This window comes from uncultured Cocleimonas sp. (assembly GCF_947495625.1).
Lineage (GTDB): Bacteria > Pseudomonadota > Gammaproteobacteria > Thiotrichales > Thiotrichaceae > Cocleimonas.
This window is the reverse complement of sequence record NZ_CANLZW010000032.1, coordinates 34,054-54,504: the sequence shown is the minus strand read 5'-3', so window position 1 is coordinate 54,504 and position 20,451 is coordinate 34,054. Positions and strand designations below refer to the sequence as shown.

Annotated in this window: 20 protein-coding genes and 1 tRNA gene; 20 read left to right on the top strand and 1 reads right to left on the bottom strand. The window is 40.7% G+C overall.

Translation table 11 applies throughout. The features are described 5' to 3' along the window. Together Q1A31_RS16380 and Q1A31_RS16375 are read left to right on the top strand one after the other, a co-directional pair. Positions 1-1,476: hypothetical protein (locus Q1A31_RS16380; RefSeq protein ID WP_299879215.1), on the top strand; the 1,476-nt coding region annotated here is incomplete at its 5' end. A gap of 98 nt (positions 1,477-1,574) precedes the next feature. Beyond that, complete coding sequence (locus Q1A31_RS16375) at positions 1,575-1,823, top strand: CDGSH iron-sulfur domain-containing protein (protein WP_299879212.1); 249 nt, start codon at positions 1,575-1,577, stop codon at positions 1,821-1,823. 44 nt (positions 1,824-1,867) lie between these two features. Here the strand turns inward: Q1A31_RS16375 and Q1A31_RS16370 are convergent, their stop codons facing one another. Then, the gene (locus tag Q1A31_RS16370; RefSeq protein WP_299879209.1) at positions 1,868-2,158 is read right to left on the bottom strand and encodes a YhbY family RNA-binding protein; all 291 of its coding nucleotides are present in this window, start codon (positions 2,156-2,158) and stop codon (positions 1,868-1,870) included. 29 nt (positions 2,159-2,187) lie between these two features. Between Q1A31_RS16370 and rlmE the strand changes: the two genes are divergently transcribed. From rlmE to nuoK, 18 genes are all read left to right on the top strand, one after another. Further along, a complete protein-coding gene (gene rlmE, locus Q1A31_RS16365) occupies positions 2,188-2,820 on the top strand; it encodes a 23S rRNA (uridine(2552)-2'-O)-methyltransferase RlmE (protein ID WP_299879206.1) in 633 nt (210 codons plus the stop codon). A gap of 85 nt (positions 2,821-2,905) precedes the next feature. Next, positions 2,906-4,843 carry an ATP-dependent zinc metalloprotease FtsH gene (ftsH, locus tag Q1A31_RS16360; protein ID WP_366943039.1) on the top strand — a complete coding sequence of 646 codons (1,938 nt, stop codon included), beginning with the start codon at positions 2,906-2,908 and terminating at the stop codon, positions 4,841-4,843. Between the two features lie 223 nt (positions 4,844-5,066). Next, positions 5,067-6,404, top strand: a complete 1,338-nt coding sequence (glmM, locus tag Q1A31_RS16355) for a phosphoglucosamine mutase (RefSeq protein WP_299879203.1) — start codon at positions 5,067-5,069, stop codon at positions 6,402-6,404. A 74-nt stretch (positions 6,405-6,478) separates the two neighbouring features. Next, positions 6,479-7,225 (top strand): triose-phosphate isomerase, encoded by a 747-nt coding sequence (tpiA, locus tag Q1A31_RS16350; RefSeq protein ID WP_299879200.1) that lies wholly within the window; start codon positions 6,479-6,481, stop codon positions 7,223-7,225. Between the two features lie 58 nt (positions 7,226-7,283). Next, positions 7,284-7,661 (top strand): preprotein translocase subunit SecG, encoded by a 378-nt coding sequence (secG, locus tag Q1A31_RS16345; protein WP_299879197.1) that lies wholly within the window; start codon positions 7,284-7,286, stop codon positions 7,659-7,661. Positions 7,662-7,671: 10 nt separating this feature from the next. Then, a tRNA-Leu gene (locus Q1A31_RS16340) sits at positions 7,672-7,756 on the top strand. A gap of 219 nt (positions 7,757-7,975) precedes the next feature. After that, entirely contained in the window at positions 7,976-10,216 is a 2,241-nt protein-coding gene (locus tag Q1A31_RS16335; RefSeq protein ID WP_299879194.1) for an NADP-dependent isocitrate dehydrogenase, read from the top strand. A gap of 474 nt (positions 10,217-10,690) precedes the next feature. Next, a complete protein-coding gene (locus tag Q1A31_RS16330; RefSeq protein WP_299879191.1) occupies positions 10,691-11,047 on the top strand; it encodes an NADH-quinone oxidoreductase subunit A in 357 nt (118 codons plus the stop codon). Further along, positions 11,038-11,529: an NADH-quinone oxidoreductase subunit B family protein gene (locus Q1A31_RS16325; RefSeq protein ID WP_131904066.1), complete on the top strand. Its 492-nt coding sequence runs from the start codon at positions 11,038-11,040 to the stop codon at positions 11,527-11,529. The genes Q1A31_RS16330 and Q1A31_RS16325 overlap by 10 nt, the downstream gene beginning before the upstream one ends. Then, on the top strand, positions 11,526-12,245 hold the full coding sequence (locus tag Q1A31_RS16320; RefSeq protein ID WP_299879188.1) for an NADH-quinone oxidoreductase subunit C: 720 nt from the start codon (positions 11,526-11,528) through the stop codon (positions 12,243-12,245). Before Q1A31_RS16325 ends, Q1A31_RS16320 begins: the two co-directional genes overlap by 4 nt. Beyond that, positions 12,245-13,498: an NADH-quinone oxidoreductase subunit D gene (locus tag Q1A31_RS16315; RefSeq protein WP_299879185.1), complete on the top strand. Its 1,254-nt coding sequence runs from the start codon at positions 12,245-12,247 to the stop codon at positions 13,496-13,498. Before Q1A31_RS16320 ends, Q1A31_RS16315 begins: the two co-directional genes overlap by 1 nt. After that, on the top strand, positions 13,498-14,028 hold the full coding sequence (gene nuoE / locus Q1A31_RS16310) for an NAD(P)H-dependent oxidoreductase subunit E (RefSeq protein ID WP_299879182.1): 531 nt from the start codon (positions 13,498-13,500) through the stop codon (positions 14,026-14,028). The genes Q1A31_RS16315 and nuoE overlap by 1 nt, the downstream gene beginning before the upstream one ends. Continuing rightward, positions 14,028-15,308 (top strand): NADH-quinone oxidoreductase subunit NuoF, encoded by a 1,281-nt coding sequence (gene nuoF / locus Q1A31_RS16305; RefSeq protein ID WP_299879179.1) that lies wholly within the window; start codon positions 14,028-14,030, stop codon positions 15,306-15,308. Before nuoE ends, nuoF begins: the two co-directional genes overlap by 1 nt. Beyond that, positions 15,305-17,707 carry an NADH-quinone oxidoreductase subunit NuoG gene (gene nuoG / locus Q1A31_RS16300; RefSeq protein ID WP_299879176.1) on the top strand — a complete coding sequence of 801 codons (2,403 nt, stop codon included), beginning with the start codon at positions 15,305-15,307 and terminating at the stop codon, positions 17,705-17,707. The genes nuoF and nuoG overlap by 4 nt, the downstream gene beginning before the upstream one ends. Before the next feature lie 74 nt (positions 17,708-17,781). Continuing rightward, entirely contained in the window at positions 17,782-18,843 is a 1,062-nt protein-coding gene (gene nuoH / locus Q1A31_RS16295) for an NADH-quinone oxidoreductase subunit NuoH (RefSeq protein WP_299879173.1), read from the top strand. Between the two features lie 126 nt (positions 18,844-18,969). Next, a complete protein-coding gene (nuoI, locus tag Q1A31_RS16290; RefSeq protein ID WP_299879169.1) occupies positions 18,970-19,461 on the top strand; it encodes an NADH-quinone oxidoreductase subunit NuoI in 492 nt (163 codons plus the stop codon). 73 nt (positions 19,462-19,534) lie between these two features. Then, positions 19,535-20,140 carry an NADH-quinone oxidoreductase subunit J gene (locus tag Q1A31_RS16285; RefSeq protein ID WP_299879166.1) on the top strand — a complete coding sequence of 202 codons (606 nt, stop codon included), beginning with the start codon at positions 19,535-19,537 and terminating at the stop codon, positions 20,138-20,140. Next, positions 20,140-20,445 carry an NADH-quinone oxidoreductase subunit NuoK gene (nuoK, locus tag Q1A31_RS16280; protein ID WP_131904057.1) on the top strand — a complete coding sequence of 102 codons (306 nt, stop codon included), beginning with the start codon at positions 20,140-20,142 and terminating at the stop codon, positions 20,443-20,445. Before Q1A31_RS16285 ends, nuoK begins: the two co-directional genes overlap by 1 nt. The last annotated feature ends 6 nt before the right edge of the window (positions 20,446-20,451 follow it).

Below are 20,451 nucleotides of genomic sequence, written 5' to 3'. Positions count from 1 at the left end.
ATTGAAGCGGAACGAATTGAAGCGGAACGAATTGAAGCGGAACGAATTGAAGCGGAACGAATTGAAGCGGAACGAATAGAAGCAGAACGAATTGAAGCGGAACGAATAGAAGCAGAACGACTCGAAGCAGAACGCATCGAAGCAGAACTCATCGAAGCAGAACTCATCGAAGCAGAACGACTCGAACAAAAAAGGCTAGAACAAGAAAAGCTTGATAAAGTGAAACACGAGAAAGAGAGGCTCAAAGCAGAGCAACTAGAAAAGGAGCGGCTCGAACAAGAGCAATTAGAAACAGTAATGCTAGAACAAGAAAATCTTGAGCTGGCAAAAATTGAGCAAGAAAAAGCTGAAATAGAGCAAAGAGAAAAAGCGGCTTTAGAAAAAGAAAGGCTCGCAATGGAGAGAATAGGCCGCGAGCAAGAAAAATTAAGGTTAGAGCGCGAGAAATTAAAGCATGAAAGGATGTTGCTCAAACAGCAAAAAATTGAAGCCAGTAAATCAAATCTTGAAAAACAGTCTGATCCTAATGATTTGGCGGCTAAATTAAATCAGGCTTTGGAGACGCAATCTAAAACTCAGAAAAAGGCCAGTGCTGTTCAAGAGCCCGAGATACAAACTGTTGCAAACGAATTAGAATCGACTTCTAGCTCTAACGCGTCATCAGATTTTGAACAGGTAGATGATCAGGGGGGGGCTCAAGAAGTTCTCACTGAAGATATCGATGATATCCTTTATGATTTTGAAGAAGAGTCTGAAATAACGCCTGAAAGTGGGGGGGTGAGTTTATTTGTAGATGATAATGTAGATAATGTCTCTGATGAATCAATGTTAGAGAGTTTTGTGCCAGAAAAACACATGTTATCTATCTTCTTGCGTCAACTGGAAATAGCTAAACAAACCTATCAGCTTATCGAAATTAAACTAAACGGTTTTTTAATTATTATCGATCATAGGTTAAATACGGTTTACTGTAATATCGCTTTGGATTCTCCTAAATTTAAAGAATACTGTTCTGTATTGGTTGAGCCCGGGGAATTTTCTGTTAGAGATTTAGATTATGATGAAGCTAAAACACACCAAAGTTTTAGGCGAGAGAAGTCAGAGCTCTCTCATTCGATAGAGTCGTTTGTTTGGGCTGCTAGTGTGTTTACCTCTAAAGGCAGGTCGCCTCAGAACACGGATTTATCAAGAATTATCGGTTTGAAAAATCAGTTAAATCTAAAGCAATTGATGATTGTGCCTCACATGGCTGAAATAATTGATTTATTGCAAGAGGGAGCTTACAGCTTATCTGAGGTACAACAGAAACTAATTGTAAAGCATGCTCAAGTTATTGATGTTTACAATGCCTTGTTAAACCTTGGTTTGATTGAGTTTAATCCGAGCCCGGGTAAAAATAATAAACCTTCCGCAGCAAAAAAAGACGATGCTCCGAAAAAATTATTTGGTGGGTTCTTCAAGCGCAAAGGAAGATAAATCCTTTCGATATTCCTTATAATATAATGTGCAGATGAAATGAATTTTTGTATGATTCACCCTATGAAAAATAGAAACAGTCACAAAGGAGTAATGCTGTGCCACATAGATCTAACCCTGTAATTGCAAAGAAAGGTCCTTACGTCGTTGAATTAGAGCCAGGGAAAACTTATTACTGGTGTGCTTGTGGGAGATCTGAAAATCAGCCTTTTTGTGATGGTTCTCATAAAGATACAAACCTCGAACCGCTAAAGTTCGAGGTTGATGAACAGAAAAAATATGGTTTATGTGGATGTAAGCACACTAAAAATAGCCCTTTTTGTGATCGGGAGCATAGTAAGCTTTAATATTCATATATGAAATAGAGTGAATAGTGTAAACGAGTGCTGTTTTATGGTTTTTTAAGTAAGTTTTCTTTGTCGAAGTTTCTGCGATAGTAAACGGCTATGTTGCCAATGCGCTGCAAGAGTTCGGCTTTGTATTTTTTGCCTAATTCTTCGATTAAAGCATCTCTGGAGCCACGATCCCCAAGATTTACTTTTAGTTTTACCAGTTGATGAAACTCTAGCGCAGAATCTAATTCTTCACCGATTGAGTCTTTCATGCCATGTTGTCCAACGGTAACAATCGGCTTGAGTTTGTGAGCTAATGCTTTAAGCTGTTTAATTTCTAATTTATTCATGGGCGCAATCATAATGCGGGTAGATGTAAATGGCTAGAAGCAAAACCAGTGGAGACTGGTTAAAAGAACACTTTAATGATGAATATGTCAAAAGATCGCAGAATGATGGTTATAGATCTAGGGCTGTTTATAAGTTGGAAGAGATTCAACAGAAAGACAATTTAATCCGCCCAAACATGCAAGTCGTCGATTTGGGTGCAGCTCCAGGCGGTTGGAGTCAGTATGCTGTCGAATTAGTGGGAAAAAATGGTCGTGTGGTTGCTAGCGATATACTTGATATCGATCCATTGCCATTTGTTGAGTTCATTAAAGGGGATTTTACGGAAGAAAGCGTCCTTAATGATATTTTGAACGTATTGAATAAAGATTCAACTAATTACAAGGCAGATGTTGTAATTTCAGATATGGCCCCAAATATGTCAGGTGTGGAAGCAACAGATCAACCTCGATCAATTTACTTGTGCGAACTTTCCTTAGATATGGCTTGTCAGATATTAAAGCCAGGTGGTTCTTTCGTTGCAAAGGTGTTTCAAGGTGATGGATCGGATGCGTTTTTAAAAGACGTTCGTAGTCATTTTAAAAAGGTTAAAGTACGTAAGCCAAAGGCTTCTAGGCCTCGTAGTCGTGAAGTATATGTTGTAGCTCAGGGTTTTTATAACTAATTATCTTTTAAATAATAGTGTAAGATCAGAGGCAAATAGTTTGTTCTTTTTTAACAAGCATAAGATTTAAGTAGAGGAATATTTCTTGAACGATTTAAATAAAAATATAGTCATGTGGGTGGTGATAGCGCTGGTCTTGGTTGCTGTTTTCAGTAAATTCAATGTGCCTACTGCGCAATCAACTGGCATGTCTTATTCGGATTTCATCAAGCGCGTTGATAATAAAGGCGTTAAAGAAGTTGAAATCAGTGGTCAAACTATCACTGGTCAAAGTACTTCTGGTGAAAAGTTTCAGACTTATGCGCCTTACAACGATCCTAAATTAGTGGATGAGTTGATCGTTAATGATGTGAAAATTAACGTAAAAGAGCCAGAAGGTCGTTCAGTTCTTGTAGATATTCTGGTGAATACTATTCCATTCTTATTGATCATCGGTCTTTGGATTTACATCATGCGCCAAATGCAAGGCGGTGGTGGTAAAGGTGGTCCAATGTCATTCGGGAAAAGTAAAGCGCGAATGATGACGGAAGACCAGGTTAAAGTAACATTTAATGACGTTGCAGGTTGTGAAGAAGCGAAAGAAGAAGTTTTTGAAATAGTAGAGTTCTTACGTGACCCGAGCAAATTCCAGAAATTGGGTGGAAAAATTCCTCGCGGCGTTTTATTGGCTGGTTCTCCTGGTACAGGTAAAACGCTTCTTGCTAAAGCAATTGCTGGTGAGGCTAAAGTACCTTTCTTTAGTATTTCTGGTTCTGACTTCGTTGAAATGTTTGTTGGTGTTGGTGCATCTCGAGTTCGTGATATGTTTGAACAAGCAAAGAAGCACGCGCCTTGCATAATTTTTATTGATGAAATTGATGCGGTAGGTCGTAAGCGTGGCTCTGGAATGGGTGGCGGTAATGACGAGCGTGAGCAAACACTTAACCAACTTCTGGTTGAAATGGACGGCTTTGAAGGTACTGAAGGCGTTATTGTAGTTGCTGCTACTAACCGTCCTGATGTTCTGGATGAAGCATTGCTTCGCCCAGGTCGTTTTGATCGCCAAGTCGTTGTTCCGTTACCAGATGTTCGTGGTCGTGAACAAATCTTGAAAGTACATATGCGTAAAGTACCTTTAGGTGAAGATGTTAAGCCTGCAATTTTAGCGCGTGGTACTCCAGGTTTTTCTGGTGCTGATCTAGCAAACCTTGTGAATGAAGCCGCACTATTTTCGGCAAGAGGTGATAAACGCGTAGTTAGCATGGAAGAGTTCGAAAAAGCCAAAGACAAAATCATGATGGGTGCTGAGCGTAAGTCCATGGTGATGAATGAGAAAGAGAAATCAAACACGGCTTATCATGAAGCAGGACATGCAATCGTCGGTTTGACAGTTCCTGAGCATGATCCTGTTTATAAGGTGACTATTATTCCTCGTGGCCGTGCTTTGGGTGTGACAATGTTTTTACCTGAAGAAGATAAGTACAGTGCCAGTAAGCAAAATCTGGAAAGTCAGATTTCTACACTATTTGGTGGACGTATTGCTGAGGAAATGATTCTTGGTAAAGAAGGTGTAACTACTGGAGCATCAAACGATATCGAACGCGCCACATCCATCGCACGTAATATGGTGACTAAATGGGGGTTGTCTGAAAAACTAGGCCCATTGTCATACAGTGATGATGAGAATCAAGGGTTTATGGGTGCGCCAACTAAGAGTGTATCTGATGATACGGCTCATGAAATTGATGATGAAGTTCGTAAAATAATAGATACTAACTACATTCGTGCTGAAACTATTCTGAAAGAGAATATTGATAAGTTAGATGCAATGGCTAAAGCACTTATTAAGTATGAGACAATTGATCAGCTGCAGATCGCGGCCATAATGAAGGGAGACGTACCTCCTCCGCCAGAGGGTTGGACTGATGATGATTCTCCTCTTGATGGCGATAATGATGGTGGTTCAGTGGTAGAAGCCGAAGCATCTAAAGATGATAAAAAATCTAAAAAAGATGTAATTGGTGATCCTGCTGAGTCTATTTAGTCTATTTGTTAAGAGTTGTGAAAAAGGACGCATTTAGCGTCCTTTTTTATTGTGAACTTATTATTAAGGTCACCCCCCCTACTTGTAGGCCTTTTTTTATTTAGTAGTTCTTTTATGGTTTCTTTTACCTGCGTTTGTTTAATTGGGTAGGGGTATTTAGATAAAGGAAAAGTGCTATAATGTGCCGCACAAATTAAACAAAACCCTAAGCAGTACAAAATTTATGAGTAGAAAATATTTTGGCACAGATGGTATCCGTGGAGAAATAGGTAAAGCACCTATGACTCCAGATTTTGTTTTAAAGCTAGGCTGGGCTGCGGGCAAAGTGTTAGCCGCTCACGGCACTCCGCTTGTTGTTATTGGGAAAGATACTCGTATCTCAGGCTACATGCTCGAATCAGCGCTTGAAGCTGGTTTAGTGGCTGCTGGCGTGAATATTCGTTTGCTGGGGCCTATGCCAACTCCTGGTGTGGCATATCTAACTACAACCTTCAGAGCGTCGGCTGGCATAGTTGTCAGTGCCTCTCATAATCCTTATCAGGATAATGGCGTTAAGTTCTTTTCTGCGGAAGGGACTAAGCTTTCAGATGAGACTGAGCATGAGATTGAAGAATATCTAGAGCGAGAGTTGGTTACTGTTAGTTCTGATAAGCTAGGTAAAGTAGAGCGCGTTGATGATGCTGCAGGCCGTTATATTGAGTTTTGTAAGCGCGCCATACCTTCTCACATTACGTTAGAAGGTCTTCGTATTGTTGTTGATTGTGCCAACGGAGCTACTTATCACGTCAGCCCTGATGTGTTTTCTGAATTAGGTGCTGACGTCGTAAAGATAGCGGCGAAACCAGATGGATTTAATATCAATGATGGTTGTGGTGCTACATCTTTGGCTTTATTGCAAAAGAGCGTCAAAGAGTATCGAGCAGATTTAGGCATCGCCTTAGATGGTGATGGTGATCGTTTGATGATGGTTGACCATAAGGGTGAAGTAGTTAATGGAGATGAAATTTTAGCTATAATTGCTGCTCATAGAATGCAGAATGAAGGACTCAAAGAGGATGTGGTTGGCACCTTGATGAGTAATCTTGGCTTGGAGAAAGCGATGGTGGAAATGGGTCTGAATTTTCATCGTGCAGATGTAGGCGATCGATATGTGATGGAATTGCTGCGTAAGTCGGGGGGTATTCTTGGTGGAGAGTCGTCTGGGCATATCATCGTTCGCGATCGAATAGCAACAGGTGATGGGACCATTGCTGCGCTTCAAGTTCTTTATGCGGTAATTGTAAGTGGTAAAAGCTTGCATGACTTGAAGCAAGTTATGACTAAATACCCTCAAACACTAATTAATGTTCGGATCAATAATAAAATTGACCTGAAAGATAATAAAGAAATTCAGGCCGCTGTTAAAGATGCTGAATCGCAGATGGGGAATAGTGGTCGTGTTCTTTTGAGAGCGTCAGGTACTGAGCCTCTAATTAGAGTGATGGTAGAGGCTGTAGAAGAAAAACATACGAAGCAATACGCGCAACTTATTGCTGATGTTGTAGAGAAAGTCGCGCGTTAATGCACAAAACAATTGATTTATGTGTGGGCTAGGGTTAATCTTCCGCGATTCGAAAAACACGGCAGGGAAAACACATGCGTAAAACTCTGGTAGCTGGTAATTGGAAACTAAACGGTTCTAAAGAAAGTATTAAAGAATTGTTAAATGGTGTTCTGGCGGGAATGTCAGAAGCTAAAACAGAAGTAGCAGTATGTGCTCCTTATATTTATATACCTCTTGTGCAAGAGTTGTTATCAGGTACTGATGTAGCTTACGGCTCAGAAAGTATATCTGAGCATGATTCGGGTGCATTTACAGGTGAAATATCTGGACCTATGTTGAATGATTTTGATTGTGAATATGCAATCGTAGGACACTCGGAAAGACGTACTTTGTTTGCAGAGAAAGACGAAGATACAGCAAATAAATTTGCAGCTGCACGTAAGCATGGTTTGAAGCCAATTTTATGTGTTGGTGAGTTATTAGAAGAGAGAGAGCAAGGGATCACAGAAGAGGTGGTTGCTCGTCAATTAGACGCAGTAATTGAGCTTGAAGGTGTAGAAGCTCTTGCAGATGGTGTTATTGCTTATGAGCCTGTTTGGGCTATAGGTACAGGAATGACAGCATCGCCACAACAGGCACAAGATGTGCACGCGTTTATTCGTGGAAAGATTGCTGCATTGAATGCTGATGTGGCTGAGAAAGTACAAATTTTATATGGTGGAAGCGTAAACGGTGGAAATGCCGATGAGCTTTTTGCCATGGCTGATATAGACGGTGGTCTTATTGGTGGCGCTTCATTGAAAGCAGAAGATTTTTTAGCGATTTGCAAAGCAGGTTAAAGACTAAATTGAGTCTACTCTGGCTTGCTGCGCTTGCTTAATAAGGTAAAGGTTTTACATGTTATATAACGTATTGTTAATTATTCAAATCATGGTAGCTCTAGGTATTATTGGTCTAGTGCTAATTCAGCACGGTAAAGGTGCGGACGCAGGAGCTGCTTTTGGTGGCGGTGCTTCAGGCACAGTGTTTGGTTCGCGTGGTTCGGGTAATTTTTTAACAAAACTAACTGCAGTACTCGCAACGGTATTTTTTGCTAATTCGCTAATGCTCGCGTGGTTAGTTGCACACCCTGATGGTGTTGTGGGTGAGTCAATTATACCTACTGCAATCACTGAGCCTGCTCCTGCAGGATCGTCAGAAGTAGATCTACCAAAAGGCTCGGGTGATGTTGCTCCTGCTATTGAAAATGAAGCTCCCTCAGATATACCAAAATAGCGTCATATTAGCCGATGTGGTGAAATTGGTAGACACGCACGCTTGAGGGGCGTGTTGCGCAAGCAGTGCCGGTTCGACTCCGGCCATCGGCACCAAATTCCTGAATTTATTCAGACTAAATCCCGCTTCATGCGGGATTTTTTGTGTCCGAAATATTTTATTTTCAATGGTATTCTCAAGTGGAGTTGGCGATTTTAAATGGTCAAATACCCTTCATTGAAGAATATGAGGGTTTAGGCTACTCCAAAAGAGATATAATTATATGATCTAATCTGCGCATAAATTAACTTAATTACAATGGAGAAGTATTGCAAATGGGAAATGAAAGTTCGAAAATCATTTATACACTTACTGACGAGGCACCACTTTTAGCAACAGCCTCATTACTTCCCATTTTGAGAGCGTTTATGTCAGCGGCAGGGGTTGAGATAGAGATAGAGAAGAGTGACATATCCCTGGCGGCAAGGATAATTGGTGAGTTTGGAGATTTTCTTCCTGAAGAACAGAGAATTCCGGATAATCTGGCGGAATTAGGCAAGGTCATTGCTGAGCCAAGCGCGAACATAATTAAGTTGCCTAATATTAGTGCTTCGGTACCACAGTTACTGACTGCAATTGATGAGTTGCAATCGCATGGGGTTAGTGTTCCTGATTATCCGGAGTCTGCCGAAACAGATGAAGAAAAAACCCTTCAACAGCGTTATTCGAAGATTTTAGGTAGTGCAGTTAATCCAATTTTACGTGAAGGTAATTCCGATCGTAGAGCGCCACCAGCGGTTAAACGCTATGCACAGAAAAATCCTCACGAAATGGCTGACTGGAGTCCTGCATCAAGAACTCATGTGGCTCATATGCGTCACGGTGACTTTTATTCCAGCGAAAAATGTAAAACCGTCGACAAAGACTGTAGTGTCAGGATGGAGTTTGTTAATAAAGAGGGTAAAGTAACAATCCTCAAAGAAAAAACAGATCTACTGGAAGGTGAAATCATAGACAGCATGTTTATGAGTAAAAAAGCACTCTGTCAATTTCTCGAAGATACGATGGATGACGCCAAGGAAACTGGCGTAATGTATTCCTTACACGTTAAAGCAACGATGATGAAAGTGTCGCATCCGATTGTTTTTGGTCACGCGGTAAAAGTATTCTATAAAGACCTGTTCAAAAAACATGGCGAGCTATTCGATAAGCTGGGTGTTAACCCAAATAATGGAATTAGCAGTGTTTACGAAAAAATAGAAACACTTCCTGGTTCTGTTCGAGAAGAAATTCTAGAAGATATTCATAATTGTTATGCAGAACGACCAGAATTAGCCATGGTAAATGCAGCTAAAGGTATTTCGAATTTGCATGCACCAAATGATGTGATTGTTGATGCGTCTATGCCAGCCATGATTCGTAATGGCGGTAAAATGTGGGGGCCTGATGGCAAGCCTAAAGACACAAAAGCTGTGATGCCAGAAAGTACTTATGCGCGTATTTATCAAGAGATGATTAACTTCTGTAAAAGTAATGGAAAATTTGATCCTACGACAATGGGTACAGTGCCTAATGTTGGTTTAATGGCGCAAAAGGCAGAAGAATACGGCTCGCATGATAAAACTTTCGAAATTACTGAAGACGGCACAGCAAGAATAGTGTGTGAAGAAAGTAATTTTGTTATCGAACAGGAAGTCGAGAAGGGTGATATCTGGAGAATGTGTCAAACCAAAGACTTTCCTATTCGTGACTGGATTAAATTAGCGGTGGATCGCGCGCGAGAAGCTCAAATTCCTGCTGTTTTCTGGCTTGATGAATACCGCCCTCATGATTTTGAGCTCATCAAAAAAGTTAAGCATTATTTGAAAGATCATGATCTTACGGGTGTGGATATTGAAATCATGTCTCCTTTACGTTCAATGCGTTATACCCTGGAAAGAATAATTCGCGGTAAAGATACAATTTCTGTGACAGGTAATATATTGAGAGATTATCTAACGGATCTTTTCCCGATTATGGAATTAGGAACTAGTGCAAAAATGTTATCTGTTGTTCCGCTGATGGCGGGTGGTGGATTATTTGAAACCGGTGCGGGAGGAACTGCACCTGTTTTAGTTAAGCAGCTATTAGAGGAAAACCATTTAAGCTGGGATTCTTTGGGTGAGTTTTTGGCAATTACTGTCTCTCTTGAAAAAGCCGGTGACTTTACCGGTAATGATAAGGCAAAGTTATTAGCCAAAACGCTAGACCAGGCAGTTGGAAAATTACTGGATGAAAATAAATCACCTTCTCAACGAACTGGAGAATTAGATAGCCGCGGAAGTCATTTCTATCTGGCTATGTATTGGGCTGAAATTCTGGCAGAACAAAATGAAGATGCAGAGCTTGCAGCTCAGTATGCGCCTTTAGCAAAAATATTAGCCGAGAATGAAAACAAAATCATTGAAGAAATGAATTCAGTGCAAGGTGTTGCGGTTGATATCGGTGGTTATTTCTATGCTGATGCAGAAAAAACCAAGAACGTCATGCGACCTAGTGAAACATTTAATAAAGCCATAAGAGATTTTAGGGCTTAATTGTTTTATCGCCTGACGATCAAATTAATTATATTTTATCGTCAGGCTTAAATTCTCATAGTTACTGTATTAATCAAAATAAAAATAAACAGTTAATTTGTGATGTTGTTGTAATGCATAGCCTGAAATGATTTATGAAACGTAGATAAATAATCGTTTCATTTAGTCCATTTAAGCAGTACCAAAAAAAGTGCCCAAAAGTAGGGGGGTGACTTTCATATCGTTTCTTCTTGTTTCAATACTTTAGTAATCAATTAGCATGATTCTTACTTATGGTTTATTAGTATTATTTATTCAATGATATTTTTTATGTTTATATAAATATAAGAAAAAATTATATAAATATTTTTCACTTGGTTTGTTGTGAACTGGGTAAAAATAAGTGTATATTCGACTTAGTCAGTAAATAAACATCATTAAGAATTCATTGATTGTTTAATATAATAATAAAATCTTAAGTGCTATGGAGAGTTTATGCTTGCAGAATATTTGCCTGTTCTTGTATTTCTGAGTGTTGGATTTGCAATGGCGATTTTTATGTTGATACTAGGCTCTTTGCTTTCACCTCGTCGCCCTGGCGAAGCGAAGGATTCCCCATTTGAATGCGGTTTTGAAGCGTTCGGTGATGCTCGCATGAAGTTCGATGTGCGTTACTATCTGGTTGCTATTCTATTTATTATTTTTGATCTCGAAATAGCCTTTCTATTCCCCTGGGCGGTGGTACTCGACAAAATAGGTCTGTTTGGCCTTATCGCAATGGGCGTCTTTCTTGGTATTTTAATCATCGGGTTTATTTACGAGTGGAAAAAAGGAGCCTTGGAATGGGAATAGAGGGAAAACTCAATGAAGGCTTTGTAACCACAAGCGCAGATAAACTCATCAACTGGGCAAGAACTGGCTCAATGTGGCCGATGACCTTTGGTTTGGCGTGTTGCGCTGTTGAGATGATGCAGGCAGGTGCGTCACGTTATGATATGGATCGCTTTGGTATCCTGTTTCGCCCAAGTCCACGTCAATCGGATGTAATGATTGTTGCTGGCACACTCACCAATAAAATGGCTCCCGCTTTACGCAAAGTATACGATCAGATGGCAGAACCGCGCTGGGTGATTTCCATGGGTTCATGCGCGAATGGCGGTGGTTATTATCATTATTCTTATGCGGTTGTACGTGGTTGTGATCGTATCGTGCCGGTTGATATTTATGTGCCGGGTTGTCCTCCAACAGCAGAAGCTTTGTTATATGGGATAATTCAGCTACAAAATAAAATAAAGAATACCAACACGATTGCCCGTCAGGAAGAAGTTGCATGACGGAAGCTTTAAGAACGTTAGAGACACACATTACTAAGTCTTTATCCGAGAAACTAATTTCCAGTAAAATTGAAATCAATGAGCTTACGATTGAAGTAGCACCTGTGGACTTGCTTTCGACAGTTATTTTTCTGCGTGATGATGAATCCTGTTGTTTCGAACAATTAATCGATTTATGTGGCGTCGATTATCTCGCCTATGGTGAATCTGAATGGGATGTTGATGCAAGTAGTTTCTCCAGAGGTGTTAAAAGAGAGTTCTCATTTGATGATAGTGAATTAGATGAAATGGATGTTGAATTTGAAGGTAAGCGTTTTGCTTCAGTGATTCATTTACTCTCAATAAAACATAATCATCGTATTCGCTTAAAGACTTACTGCGATGATAATGAATTCCCGGTTGTGGATTCTGTTACAGATATCTGGAATTCTGCCAACTGGTTCGAACGCGAGGCATTTGACCTTCTTGGGATTATGTATAGCGGTCACCCAGACTTACGTCGAATACTCACCGATTACGGTTTTTCGGGGCATCCATTCAGAAAAGATTTTCCATTAATTGGGCAAGTAGAAATGCGCTACGATGAAGAGCAGCAAAGAGTAGTGTATGAGCCAGTATCGATAGAACCTCGGGTTCTTGTGCCAAGAGTTATCAGGGATGATTTACGCTTTACTGCCGCTAAAGAAAATAAGACGAAAACAGAGGCTGAAGAATAATGCCTGAGATTCGCAATTTTACACTAAATTTTGGCCCGGCTCATCCCGCTGCGCATGGTGTTTTACGCCTTGTTTTAGAAATGGATGGCGAGGTTATTCAGCGCGCAGATCCTCATATAGGTTTATTGCATCGAGGCACCGAAAAGTTAGCCGAGAGTAAACCGTATAATCAAAGCATTGGTTATATGGATCGTCTCGATTATGTTTCGATGATGTGCAATGAGCACGGTTATGTTCTGGCATTGGAGAAAATGCTGGGAATTGAAGCGCCAATTCGTGCGCAATATATTCGAACCATGTTTGATGAAATCACCCGCATTCTTAATCATCTTCTCTGGATTGGCGCACATGCTTTGGACGTTGGTGCGATGACCATGTTTTTGTATGCATTTCGCGAGCGTGAAGATTTAATGGATGTTTACGAAGCTGTTTCAGGTGCGCGTCTTCACGCTACCTATTACAGGCCGGGTGGTGTTTACAGGGATTTACCGGATGTTATGCCACTGCACGAAAAATCACGCTGGCACAGTGATGCGGATATCGAGCGTCTGAATCAAACGCGTGGCGGCACGGTATTAGACTTTATAGAAGATTTTACCAATCGTTTTCCTAAATGTGTGGATGAATACGAAACATTACTGACAGACAACCGAATCTGGAAACAACGATTGGTTGATATTGGAATAGTTTCACCTGAAAGAGCGTTGCAACTTGGTTTAACCGGAGCAATGTTACGTGGGTCAGGTGTCGAGTGGGATTTAAGAAAGAAACAACCATACGCAATGTACGATCAAGTGGATTTTGATATTCCTGTGGGTAAGAATGGTGATAGCTATGACCGCTATTTAGTCCGTATCGAAGAGTTTCGTCAATCAAACCGTATCATCAAACAGTGTGTTGATTGGTTGCGTAAAAATCCGGGTCCAGTGATGCACCCTGATCATAAAATCACACCACCAAAACGCGAAGAAATGAAAGGTGATATGGAAGCATTAATCCATCACTTCAAATTAGCGACTGAAGGTTATTGTTTGCCAGAAGGTGAGGCTTATGCAGCAATCGAGCATCCTAAAGGTGAGTTTGGTTGCTATATTATTTCCGATGGTGCGAATAAACCCTATCGTTTAAAAATCCGCGCTCCTGGTTTTGCTCATATGTCAGCCATGGATGAACTGACTAAAGGTCATATGCTAGCTGATGTGGTAACGGTTATCGGAACCATGGATATTGTATTTGGAGAGGTAGACAGATAATGGCTACTACGAAAACTATTTTATCTAAGCACGAGACTGATGAAATCGACAGATGGCTAGAGCGATTTCCTAAAGATAAGGCTCAGTCAGCATTATTGGCAGCCTTAAGGGCAGTGATGCATGAGGATCATTATCTCTCTACAGCCAAGATGGATGCGGTTGCCGATTATTTGAATCTTCCAAAAATTGCCGTTTATGAAGTAGCCAGTTTTTATTCGATGTATGAACTGGATGAAAAAGCAGCGGCTAAAAATACGATTGCGGTTTGTACTAATGTGTCTTGCATGCTCAATGGGTCAGATGGCATCGTTGAACATATTGAAGAAAAACTAGGTATTAAAATGGGTGAAACAACAGCAGATGGAGAATTTTTCTTTAAAGTTGAAGAAGAATGTCTCGCTGCTTGTTGCGGTGCTCCAATGATGCAGTTGAATCATGTCTATCACGAAAACTTAACTAATGAAAAAGTTGATGAACTTCTTGATGCCGTCAGAAGTAAGCGCTCCTTAAAAGATAAGGAGGCAAGCTAATGGTTGATCAGGTTTGTTTTGCAACGAAGCAATATGGTGATGATTGTTATTCCCTTGAAAATTATTTGAAGTCAGGCGGTTATCAATCCTGGCAGAAAATACTGGAAGAGGGCACGGATGTTAATGACCTGATTGAAGAAGTTAAAAACTCTGGATTACGTGGCAGAGGTGGCGCTGGTTTTCCAACAGGGCTTAAGTGGAGCTTTATGCCACGCAATATGCCCGGTCAAAAGTACATCGTTTGTAATTCGGATGAATCAGAGCCCGGTACCTGTAAAGACAGAGATATTTTACGATTCAATCCACATGCATTAGTTGAGGGTATGGCTATCGCTGGCTATTGTATTGGAGCGACGGTCGGCTACAACTATATGCGTGGTGAGTTCATGGATGAGCCATCTATACGCTTTGAGCAAGCTGTCAAAGAAGCTTATGAAGCTGGTTATCTTGGTAAAAATATTCAAAAAAGTGGTATTGATTTTGATTTATATGGCGCTTTAGGCGCTGGTGCATATATTTGTGGCGAAGAAACGGCACTGCTTGAATCACTGGAAGGCAAGAAAGGACAGCCAAGATTCAAGCCACCATTTCCCGCTAGCTTTGGTTTATATGGGCGCCCTACAACTATAAACAACACTGAAAGTTTATCTTCAATACCAGCAATTCTAAGAGGTGGTGGCGAGTGGTTTAAAAATATGGGTGTTGAAGGTTCTGGAGGAGAAAAGCTATTTTCTGTCTCTGGCCATGTAAATAATGCTGGGAACTTTGAAGTTCCGATGGGTATGCCTTTTTCAGAATTACTTGAGATGGCCGGCGGTGTTAGAAATGGGAATAAGCTCAAAGCAGTGATTCCTGGCGGATCATCAGTCCCGGTACTAACTGGCGACCAGATGATGGAATTGACCATGGACTACGACACTATTGCTAAAGCAGGCTCTTATTTGGGTTCTGGTGCAGTAATCGTTATGGATGAAACCACTGATATGGTTAAGGTTCTACAACGCATTTCTCGTTTCTACTTTTCTGAATCGTGTGGGCAATGCACACCTTGCCGTGAAGGTACGGGTTGGTTGTACCGTATGTTGTGTCGCATCGTAGAAGGTAAAGGGACTTTAGAAGATATTGATCGTCTGGATGAGGTCGCACATAAAATTGAAGGTCGCACTATCTGTGCCTTGGGCGATGCTGCTGCAATGCCAGTGTGGAGCTTTGTGCAAAGCTTTAGAGAAGAGTTTGTTCACTATGTAGAAAATGGTTGCTCAATGGTGGATGAAAGATGAGTAATTCTGATAACAAATTCGTAACAATCACTATCAACGATAAGGAGATAGAGGCTGTTCCTGGGTCGATGCTTATTGATGTTGCTGATAAATCAGATATCCATATTCCACGATTCTGTTATCACAAAAAATTATCTGTAGCCGCAAACTGCCGCATGTGCCTTGTTGATGTCGAGAAAGCACCCAAGCCATTGCCAGCCTGCGCTACACCAGTAAATGAAGGTATGGTAGTCTGGACAAGGTCTGAAAGGGCATTGACTGCACAGAAAGATACCATGGAATTCTTGCTTATCAACCATCCATTGGATTGTCCTATTTGTGACCAGGGTGGTGAATGCGAGTTACAAGATTTATCAATGGAGTTTGGCAGCGGTTCATCAAATTTCCATGAAATGAAACGTGTAGTAGTCGATAAGGATATCGGTGAACTTGTAGCGACTGAAATGACTCGATGTATTCAATGTACCCGATGTGTACGTTTTGGTGAAGAAATTGCTGGAATGCGTGAAATGGGTGCAACCGGCCGTGGTGATCGAATGGAAATCGGAACTTTTGTTGAAAAGAGTTTAGATTCAGAAATATCAGGGAATATTATTGATATTTGCCCCGTTGGTGCACTTACTGCCAAGCCCTCACGTTATCATTCACGAGCCTGGGAAATGATGCAAACGCCCTCCATCGCGTCTCATGATAGCGTGGGTTCTAGTGTCAAGTTACATACATTCAAACAAAAGTTAGTACGTGTCATTGCTGCTGAGAATGAAGACATAAATGAATGCTGGATTTCTGATCGAGACCGTTTCAGTTACCAAGGTGTTTATGCTGAAGATCGTGTAGAAAAACCAATGATCAAATATAACGGTATCTGGAAAGAGGTTGACTGGTCAACAGCGTTAGATAGAACCGTTGAAAATCTCACTGAGGTTGCGGCCAAAGATATTGCAGTGTTAGCTTCTCCCCGAGCTACGCTTGAAGAACTATATTTACTGCAGAAGTCTATGCGCGGTATTGGTGTTTCAAATATCGATCATCGCCTTCGCCAGATTGACTTCAACGATCAAGAAAGTGCAGGAGCTTTTCCGTCACTGGGTATGAAGATTGCTGAAATTGAAAATCTGGATAGCATTCTGTTGGTAGGTTCTAATGTTAGAAAAGAACAGCCAATGATTAATCATCGCATTCGTAAAGCCGCTCTCAACGGCGCTAAAGTGATGTGTGTTAATCCTATGGAGCTAGATTTTAATTACGAGGTAGACACTCAAAGAGTGAGTAATCCGGTTGAAATGATTAACACCTTGGCAATTATTGCGAAAGCCAGCTATACCTTGAGTAAAAATAAAATTCCGGCCGGTTTAAAAGATTTATTTACTGGCGTTAGAGTCAATAAAATAGATAAAGCAATCGCCGAAAATTTGATGAAATCAAAAAAATCTGCAGTGTTTCTGGGTAATATTTCTAAACAACATCCAGGGTATTCGACGTTACGGGCTTTATCTAAAGCGATTGCGGCAAATACAAAGTCTACATTAGGCTATTTGTCAGAATCAGCAAATTCAGCTGGAGCATGGCTAGCAGGTGTAGTGCCTCATAAAAAAGAAGCTGACCAAGTTGCAGATGTCATCGGTAAGAATGCAAGCGAGATGCTCTCGAGAGCCAAAAAAGTATACGTACTTTTGGATTTGGAGTTAGAACGAGATTCGGATAATCCACAGCAAGCTAAAGCAGCGATGAATCAGGCAGATACGGTAATCGCTATCACTCCTTATGCAAATAAAAGCCTACTGGCGTTGGCTGACATAATATTACCGAGTGCAGCCTATGCCGAAACCTCAGGTACTTATGTAAATACAGAAGGTACCTGGCAAAGTTTTAAAGCGGCAGCGAAAGGAAGCGGCGAAGCAAGACCAGCATGGAAAATACTGCGTGTTTTAGGTAATAAATTAGACGTAAAAGGCTTTGATTATGTGAGCTCTAAAGACGTGAGAAACGAGCTTCGTGAACTTTGCAAAGATATTAATAATGAAAACTCAGTAAGTGTTGAGGGTATATATACAAAACTCGATGACGTGCCTACTCAATGTTTATACCGTATAGGTAATGTTGGTGAGTATTCGGGTGATTCTTTAGTTAGAAGAGCAGCTGCATTACAGAAAAGTAGTCCTGAGCAAAATGCGGTGCAACTCAATTCTAAAGAAATTGCTTTGCTTGGATTGAAGGATTTGGTTGATGACAACAGTAAAGAAGTTACGACAGTTGAGGTAAAGCAAGGTGAAGTTGTCGTTTCTATGCCTTTAATCATCAATGACTATATTCCCGATAAATGCGCTTTGCTGGCTTCGGGAACTCAATCAAGTAGTTTATTAGGCTCAGCTTTTGGGGAAATAGAAATAACAGCATAAATTTAGAATAGTATTTAGTGTAATACAGCGTGTTTTAAACCAGCTTTTAAACGGACAAATGTAACAGGGATAAATTGGATACTTTAACGACATTTTTAAACAGTTTCCTGCCAGAGGGTTTAGCCACTCTGATTGTGATCTTGCTTAAGATCATCGCTATCCTATTGCCGTTAATTCTAGCTGTGGCGTACACTACATTTGCCGAGAGAAAAATTATCGGTTATATGCAAAGTCGCATGGGGCCGAATCGTGTTGGACCAAAGGGTTGGTTGCAACCCATTGCTGATACCGTAAAACTGATGTTTAAGGAGATTATTACTCCAACACGTTCAAGCAAGGTCGTATTTTTTATTGCTCCAATGCTGGCGTTAGCCCCAGCGCTAGCTGTCTGGTCAGTAATTCCATTTTGGGATGGGGGGGTTCTAGCCAATGTGAACGCTGGTTTATTACTTATTTTGGCGATTAATTCACTGGATGTTTTCGGTATTATTCTTGCTGGCTGGGCTTCAAATTCCAAGTATGCGATCTTGAGTTCACTTCGTGTTGGCGCACAGGTAGTCTCTTACGAAATTGCAATGGGCTTCGCTCTAGTAGGCGTTCTAATGGTTTCAGGGAGCTTGAATCTAACAGAAATAGTAAGAGCTCAAAGTGGGGGGCTGTTCGGTTGGAATGTATGGCCACTCTTTGGTTTGTTCGTGGTGTTTTTTATCTCTGGTGTAGCAGAAACCAATCGTGCTCCATTTGATGTGGCAGAAGGCGAGTCAGAAATCGTTGCTGGTTTCCACGTAGAGTATTCTGGTATGGCGTTTGCGCTATTCTTCCTCGCTGAATATGCCAGTATGATATTGATTTCAACGTTAACCGCTTTACTATTTTTCGGTGGTTGGCTGTCTCCATTTGGAACATCTATGGATGATATTCCTGTTCTCGGTTTTCTAATGGGTGATGGGTTCCACTGGTTGCTGTTAAAAGCGATGTTCTTTCTATTTTGCTATTTATGGTTTAGAGCGACGTTCCCTCGATACCGTTACGATCAGATTATGCGTTTAGGCTGGAAAATATTAATTCCTGTAACGCTAGTCTGGATTTTTGGTGAGGGTGTTGCAATAGCGCTAGGGTGGCAGCCATGGTTGTAAATACAGGTTTAAATAGTATTAAAAGGTCACCCCCCCACTTTAAGGCACTTTTTTCTGGAATGACAAAGCCGTTAGAAGAAATGAAATTTGAAGCTGTGAATCAAAGAGCAAATAAAGGAGAGTGCAATGATTAGATCAATCAAACATTACATTAAATCCTTTACGCTATTTGAATTGTTTAAAGGACTGGGTGTTACTGGAAAGTATTTATTCAAACGTAAAATCACCATTCAGTATCCAGAACAAAAAACCCCGATGTCACCTCGTTTCAGGGGGCATCATGCTTTGCGCAGATACCCTAACGGTCAAGAGCGATGCATTGCTTGTAAATTGTGTGAAGCGGTTTGCCCTGCCTTGGCAATTGACATAGAAATGGAAGAACGTGAAGACGGAACACGTCGAACCACTAAATACGATATTGATTTCTTTAAGTGTATTTACTGTGGGTTCTGCGAAGAAGCCTGTCCGGTAGATGCTATTGTAGAAACCCATATTTTTGAATATCACTTTGAAGAACGTGGCAAAAACATCATCACTAAGGAAGAGTTATTAGCCTTTGGTGATAAGCATGAAAGCGAAATCGCAAAACGAAAAGCAGCAGACGCGCCTTATAAATAATAATTAAATAATGATGTTTGGTAGAACTAATTTTGTAGAACTAAGAAGTAAGTAAGGTTAAACAAGGAAGAAAATGACATTCGAGCTATTCATATTTTACGTATTTTCAGCAGTAACACTGTTTTCTGCAGTACGTGTAGTGACTGCGCGTAATCCTGTTTATGCTGCTTTATTTTTGATTTTGGCGTTTTTTACCAGTGCCGCAACGTGGGTATTACTTGAAGCAGAATTTCTGGGAGTAGTGTTAGTACTCGTTTACGTAGGCGCTGTCATGGTGCTATTTTTATTCGTGATTATGATGCTGGATATCAATATAGATATCTTGAAAGAAGGCTTTACGCGGTATATGCCACTAGGTATTTTGGTTGCAGTTGCAGTCGCTGCTGAAATGATTTTGGTAATGAAGTCAAAAACCTTTGATCGACCGATACCAGAAGCCGCGCCATTAGACAGCAGCAATACCGAAGCATTGGGTGAGATTCTATACACTGAATATGTCTACCCATTTGAGATTGCAGCAGTCATTTTAGTGGTTGCTATTATTGCTGCTATTGCCTTAACACTGCGTCGACGTGAAGGCGTTAAAAAGCAGGATCAGGGAGCGCAAATTCGAACTCGAAAAGAAGATCGATTACGCATCATTAAAATGAAAACAGAAGCTAAGCAGGGAGAAAGATAATGATACCTTTATCACACTTTCTCATTGTTGGTGCCTTGCTGTTTTCAATCGCTGTGGCAGGAATTTTTTTGAATCGGAAGAATATGATTATTCTTTTGATGTGTATCGAGCTAATGCTACTCGCAGTGAATTTGAACTTTATCGCCTTTTCTCATTATCTTGGTGATATGGCTGGACAGGTTTTTGTATTCTTTATTCTCACCGTTGCTGCTGCAGAAGCAGCTATCGGGCTTGCAATTTTGGTTACGGTTTTTCGAAATCGTCGTACCATCAATGTGCAAGAGCTTGATGATATGAAAGGGTAAGGGCAT